Here is a 4,863-nt window from a genome sequence, read left to right as displayed (position 1 = left end):
ATTTCCAGCACACGTGCAGCACGTTTTACAGATAAATCAATTTCATGCTTTGGAAGCTTTCTCATCTGTAAGCCAAAAGCAATATTTTCGTAGACAGACATGTTCGGATAAAGCGCATAGTTCTGAAAAACCATCGAAATGTCGCGGTCTTTGGGCGGCATATCGTTCACAATCGTATCGCCGATATAAATTTCGCCTTCCGAAATATCCTCTAATCCCGCAAGCATCCGCAAGGTTGTCGACTTCCCGCAGCCTGAAGAACCAACAAAGACGAGAAATTCCTGGTCCTGTACTTCCAGATTGAAATCTTTCACCGCATATTCTTTAAATTTTCCGTAACGTTTATGAACCTGATGAAAATATATTCTCGACAATGAATGTTCCTCCCTTGCTTTTTTGTATACCCCTGTATAGTCATCATCAAAATGTTTGTTTGGTTTGACATAGCTGCTGCATGAAGGCCAGTTGTATTGCACCAATGACAACTGCACATACCGGTATAGCAGCCATGACGGCAACCGGACTCCATACCCAGTGCAGTAATAGGCTAATCGTACCCGACGCAATGAACAATACGACTACGAGACCCAACGTCTTGAAATTTGAAGCTTGAACATAGCGACGGCTTTGTCGAAAAGCTGCATCGACATTCAATCGATCGATAACGATACAATATTCCACATAAATATATCTAATCCGAAGAATTACAATTATAACGAGGGAAAGGAATAAACCAATGGCGTTAAATAACGCAACCAGAAGTGTCGTCAAAGCCGTTTTTGCTGCCGTGAAAATCAGAAACATGAAGATAAAGCGGACCCAGTGACTTTTCCCGTCTCTCATAAATTGCCGCAATGAAATCGGCTGCCCTTCAACAGCATTTCGCAGTGAGGCAATATATCCGCCTTGAGTAAAGACCGTGGTAAGCAGCATGGTCAACACAGCAAACCATGCGCTTACCGGAACCGCCCCCCCCATAAACTGCAGCTGGTTAACGAATTGCGGGATATTGCTGACATAACTAACCGATGGAAGCCCCATCTCAAGAATAAGACGATAGGATAATGACGGTGTTCCAATAAATCCCACAATCATTAGTCCCACAATATATGAAAGACCATCCAATACGATCGGGTATATCAACAACAGCGGATTTCTGAATAGCAGGCCAAGTAATTGTTTCAGCATGATGATAACCTCCTACACAGCTTTGGATTGCATGTTCGTTGCCGACAGTTCGGTTTATTAATGCGAACGTCTCTTATAATTTTTTGGACTTCAAGGGCTGCCCTGCCGGACAGCCCTTATCCTTATTCCTGCTTCTCAGAGAGCACCTTATTAATTTCCTCTTCTGCTTCACGCAAAGCCGTGTTCAGATCTTTTCCAGCCAAATATTCGTCGAATTTTTTATTCGCTATTCCCATGCCGTCTCCGTTGTATGGAGAAAATACAGGAGCTGGGGCAGGTTTGCTTTTGAAGATACCTGCGATATTTTTCCCTTTCAAATAAGGGTTGTCGGCGCCAAAAGCATTTTGAACATCCGGATTTGTCAGAGCCGTTACGCGCATTGTCTTCGATGCGCTGAGCTTCTGAACTTCATCGGATGTGATGACGCTGATCGCTTTCATCGCTTCATCCGGATGTTCGGACGTGCTATTGATCGTCAGAATGTGTGCGTCAACCATGCCGTATGTGTTCTCATGCCCTGGAAAGCTTGGATATTGGACAACATCCCATTTCGTAAACCCTTCCGCAGACATTGTCATTAAACTAGGGAATATATTCATGGCAGCAATCATCGCGCCTGTCTTGTTCGTGAATGCCCATTCAGTACCTTTCTCATTGCCCGGAATTTTGTAAATATTGTACGCCGTTTGGAATGCTAGCTTCCACTGATCGTTATTGATGCTGGCTTTATTCGTCTTCTCATCAATCGTAACGATGCCGAGTGGAAATGATAACCGCTCCAGATGCTCCGGACTTAGACCGCTATATTGCATACCGTCAATTTTTCCTGTAACTTGTTTGGAAAGCTCCGTTACTTGCTCCCACGTCATACCGTCTGTAGGATAAGAAACGCCGAATTGATCGAAAATTTCTTGGTTATAATACAGCGCATTCAACTGCATAGCGAAAGGCAGTCCGTATAACTCGCCTTTATCCGATACGTTTCGAATCGTATCCAGAACGACCGGTTCAAAACGATTAATATCCACGCCTTCTTTCTCAATATAAGGAGTAATGTCCTGGAACAGTTCATGTTGCTTCACAGAAGGCATGGCACCGTTCCAGATCAACATCATGTCCGGCGTATTTTTCGCAGCGATTAGCTCTTCAAGTTCCGCTCCTTCCGGACCTTTGAACAATTCTACGGTAATGTTCGGATATTTCGCTTTGACTGGGTCTGTGAACAGCAGTTTGAAATCTTCTTCGTTAATTCCTACCGAAACTGGCATGACAGTGAGTGTAACCGGTTTCATTCCTTCCTCCGGTTTAGCCCCTTTTTGCTTTGAGTCATCTGTATTGGAACAAGCAGTTAGGATTAAGAACATCATGATCAGAAGAATGGATATTGACTTTTTCATAGGAACACCCCTAATTTAAATTGGTCATTCATAAGACAAGATGCTCAAAAAGTGATATCATGCAGATTAATGATAACGCTGTCAAAACAACGTTATCATCATCAAACTAAGGATCATTTACCTCCTTTTCGAAGTGGATTGGAACTATATTGTCAGTATATTCGAAGAATAGATAAAGATAAATTGTATTATCTTGTTCAATATGGAACTATATTGACCATTAAAGGAGTGTCGCCGATGTTATTTAGAAATACATATATTCCGATTCTCTCTGAGCACCCCTTTTTTTGTTTGCCTGAATCTGTAGGATGGTATGGTCAGTGGCCGGATCATTTTGTGGGACGCGACAAGGGATCGTGGAATACATTTAGCATTCATGTCATTGTTGACGGGAAAGGATACGTGGATGTTGGTGACCGTCAGTACACGCTGGTCAAAGGAGATTGTTATCTTTATTTCCCGAACCAGCGCCAATTGTACTATAGCAGCAAAGATGAACCGTGGGAATTGAGGTGGGTACATTTTTACGGAGGACCTGAGTTAATGCAATTTCTGATTGATCGGGGTTTTCACCGCTCGTCTATATGGACGCTAAAAGATATGAGCTCATTTGAACAGCTCTATCATGTTCTGCTCACGGAGGCTGAGAAAGATGAAGCTCTTCATTACAGCCGATTGTCTTGTTTAACCTATGGAATTATTGCTGAGTTTGTAAGCAATGCAATCCCGTTAACCATAAATAAAGGAACAGAGGCAGCAGACAGGCTACTCAAGCTGCTTCCGCAAATTCAGAAACAAGCGCATCTTCCTTTTATACTTGAGGAATGGGCAGAGAAAGCGGAGATTAGCCAATTTTACTTCTGCAGACTGTTTCGCAAATTGACCCAGCTTAGTCCGGTGGAATTCGTTACCTTATGCAGATTACAATTGGCGAAGCAATTGCTGATCGAGAAAAAGGATTGGTCGATCAAACGTATCGCGATCGAGTCGGGTTATATCAATGCGAATTATTTCAACAAAAAGTTTATGGCTCATGAAGGTATGAAACCGACCCAATACAGGGAGAGTCATTAGGCACTACATAATGGAGGGATCACTCATGACAAAACAAGCCGGAGAACGAACGGATTCTACATATTTGGAACCATTTTACCGGACCAAAATTCCATGTTATCGGCAATCATGATACAGATATCAGTTCACGTGACGCGTTCATGGCGTTCATCGGGATGGAGCGCAATTATTATTCCTTTGATTTTGGAGACTATCATTTTGTTGTACTAGACGCTAATTATTTTAAAACGGAGGATGGGCGTTACGTCGCGTTCGAGCATTGGAATTACGGGTCAATGTACAATCTTCCTCAGTCGATTCCATTCATTTTTAGATAGAATTCTTTGATCAAGTCCAAATAAAATGGCCTTACTGAACAAAGTTTCTGTTTTCATTAAATGATGACAAATCTGAGCTATACTCCACTTATTACTATCAATTGTACGATTAAACTCATCGTCATTAAGAGATGAGATCTCATTTAGCAATCGCTCTCTAGTTGCAAATAAAAATGGTTTAAACTCATCCATACTATCTCCTCCAAACACAAATGGCAATTTCAACCATAATTATATAACAAGAAACTATGACTCAGTACTATTTTTCGCTGCTTCGTGTGATCTATTTTAACAGGATAAACCACTGGTAATGATTGATAACCATATTGAGGAGGATCACTATGTCTACTATTTTGCATAATGTACAAGTTGTACTTCAAGACAGAATCATCCCATCGGCCAATGTTTGGATTACTGAAGGGGAAATTATGAAGATAGACACAGGTGATCTTTCTATTTTAAATGAAGAGTATGAACGGATTGATTGCCGGGGCCATCTGTTAGTACCAGGGATGATCGATGTTCATATCCACGGTGCCAATGGTTTGGATATGATGGACGGTTCTGAAGAAAGTATTCAAGAGGTTTCACGTGCTTGCGCTTCAACAGGGTGCACCTCATTTCTGGCTACATCTGTTAGTTCTACGATGGAGGATCTGCTAGAAATGATTCGTAGCGTCAAGCGTGTAATAGGTCAAGAGGTGGGAGCAAAGATCGCAGGGATTCACTTAGAGGGACCTTATTTGAACCCGAAGCGGAAAGGAATGCAGAATGAAAAGTATTTACGTCATCCCAACTTAGATGAAATGAAGATCATTTTTCAGGAAGCAGGCTCACTCATTAAAATGGTTACTATTGCTCCTGAGTTACCTGGAGGAATGGAACTG

General features: G+C 41.9%; 6 protein-coding genes. 2 read left to right on the top strand and 4 right to left on the bottom strand.

Annotation, left to right across the window (positions count from 1 at the left end):
* From AC1DWN_RS28075 to AC1DWN_RS28065, 3 genes are all read right to left on the bottom strand, one after another.
* The coding region (locus tag AC1DWN_RS28075; protein WP_477562177.1) for an ABC transporter ATP-binding protein at positions 1-374 on the bottom strand (374 nt) is incomplete at its 3' end.
* Between the two features lie 46 nt (positions 375-420).
* The gene (locus AC1DWN_RS28070; protein ID WP_477562176.1) at positions 421-1,188 is read right to left on the bottom strand and encodes a hypothetical protein; all 768 of its coding nucleotides are present in this window, start codon (positions 1,186-1,188) and stop codon (positions 421-423) included.
* A 122-nt stretch (positions 1,189-1,310) separates the two neighbouring features.
* On the bottom strand, positions 1,311-2,585 hold the full coding sequence (locus AC1DWN_RS28065; RefSeq protein ID WP_477562175.1) for an ABC transporter substrate-binding protein: 1,275 nt from the start codon (positions 2,583-2,585) through the stop codon (positions 1,311-1,313).
* 237 nt (positions 2,586-2,822) lie between these two features.
* Between AC1DWN_RS28065 and AC1DWN_RS28060 the strand changes: the two genes are divergently transcribed.
* Positions 2,823-3,659, top strand: a complete 837-nt coding sequence (locus AC1DWN_RS28060) for an AraC family transcriptional regulator (RefSeq protein ID WP_477562174.1) — start codon at positions 2,823-2,825, stop codon at positions 3,657-3,659.
* A gap of 272 nt (positions 3,660-3,931) precedes the next feature.
* Here AC1DWN_RS28060 and AC1DWN_RS28055 read toward each other — a convergent pair whose 3' ends face one another.
* Positions 3,932-4,168, bottom strand: coding sequence for a DinB family protein (locus AC1DWN_RS28055; RefSeq protein ID WP_477562173.1), 237 nt, complete (start codon positions 4,166-4,168; stop codon positions 3,932-3,934).
* A gap of 149 nt (positions 4,169-4,317) precedes the next feature.
* Here AC1DWN_RS28055 and AC1DWN_RS28050 point away from each other — a divergent pair.
* Positions 4,318-4,863: amidohydrolase family protein (locus AC1DWN_RS28050; RefSeq protein ID WP_477562172.1), on the top strand; the 546-nt coding region annotated here is incomplete at its 3' end.

This window comes from Paenibacillus sp. P4_A7 (assembly GCF_056402455.1).
The sequence above is the reverse complement of the archived record's forward strand: the minus strand, read 5'-3'. Positions and strand labels throughout refer to the sequence as shown.